Below are 1,556 nucleotides of genomic sequence, written 5' to 3'. Positions count from 1 at the left end.
GCCCTCGTGTGCCACCGCCCAGAAATAGCGCAGGTGGTGATAGTTGAGCTGCTGCATACCGTTCTATTTTATTTAACCAAAATGGGCAAACAATGAATTTTTTATCTTTCCCGCATCTTGGTACAACGTCTCCGCACCCAAGTCCGAGAGTACGCGATGCCCGTTCAAGCCCTGCCCGCACTCGCCCCGATCGCCCTGGCCGCCGCGGCGGTCTTCGGCCTGCTACGCCCGGGCCGGCGCCCGCGGGGGGTCCCGCGCGGTGCGCAATCGGCGGCGCTCCTGGCCGTCGCCACGGCACTGGCCGCCGTGGGGGTGCTCGTGCATTACGGGCCGGCGACACTCGCCGGCATAAGGCTGGACGTGGTCAGCATGGCCCTGCTCGCCCTCGTCAGCCTCGTCGGCTGGATCGTCCTGCGCTATACGGCAACGTACATGGACGGCGAGGCCCGCGAGGGCGCGTTCACCGGCTGGCTGTGCGCCACACTCGCGTCGGTCATGGTGCTGGTGATCTCCGGGCACCTGCTCCTGCTCGTGGCGGCCTGGATCGCCACCAGCGTCTGCCTGCACCGGCTTCTGCTGTTCTATCCGCAACGGCGCCGGGCCCGGCTGGCGGCACGCAAGAAGTTCGTGATGGCCCGTCTCGGGGACGCCGCCCTCTGCGGGGCGGCCGTGATCCTGGCCGTCGCCTGCGGCAGCGGCGACATCGCCGCGATCCTGGCCGCCGCAGGCACTGAGTCCGCCACCACGGCCATGCGCTGGGCGGCACTCCTGCTCGCCCTCGCCGCCGCGCTCAAGTCCGCCCAGTTCCCGACCCACGGCTGGCTCACGGAGGTCATGGAGGCCCCCACGCCCGTCTCGGCGCTGCTGCATGCGGGGGTGATCAACGCCGGCGGCTTCCTGCTGATCCGCTTCGCCGACGTTATCCTGCAGGCGCCGCTGGTGATGGCGTCGCTGGTGGCCCTCGGGGGCTTCACCGCCCTGTTCGGGGCGATGGTGATGCTCACCCAGCCGGCGGTGAAGACCTCGCTCGCCTGGTCCACCGTCGGGCAGATGGGCTTCATGGTCATGCAGTGCGGCCTGGGCCTCTTCCCCCTCGCGCTGCTGCACCTGATCGCCCACTCGCTGTACAAGGCACACGCGTTCCTCGCCTCCGGCTCCGGCGTCGAGCAGGTCACCGCGGCGCGCCGGCCGGGCCCGGTCGCCGTGCCCGGGCCGTCCGCGGTCGGCGGCGCGTTCGCCACGGCGCTAGCGACGTATATTGTCGTCGGCCTGCTCTTCGGGCTCGAATCCAAGCCTCCCCAGGTGATCGCCCTTGGCCTGATCCTGATCCTGGGCGTGGCCTATCTGCTGGCGCAGGGCTTCGCCGACCACGCCCCCCGGGCACTGACCCGGCGCACGTCGATCTACGCCCTGGCGACCACCCTGGGCTACTTCGCCCTGCACGCGCTGACCACCGCGGCGACCGGGGCCACTCTGCCGCCGCCGCCCGCGCCCGGCCCGCTCGCGTGGGCGCTCATGGCCCTGGCGTTGATGAGCTTCGCCGCCGTGGCGGTGGC

At 70.6% G+C, this 1,556-nt stretch carries 1 protein-coding gene; it reads left to right on the top strand.

The genetic code is table 11. The features are described from left to right. Window positions 1-156: 156 nt before the first annotated feature. The coding region (locus tag G7A99_RS19425) for an NADH-quinone oxidoreductase subunit L (protein ID WP_163143323.1) at window positions 157-1,556 on the top strand (1,400 nt) is incomplete at its 3' end.

Source organism: Arhodomonas sp. KWT, from assembly GCF_010993615.1.
Note: the sequence above shows the minus strand (reverse complement) of the source record. Positions and strands in the feature narration are given on the sequence as shown.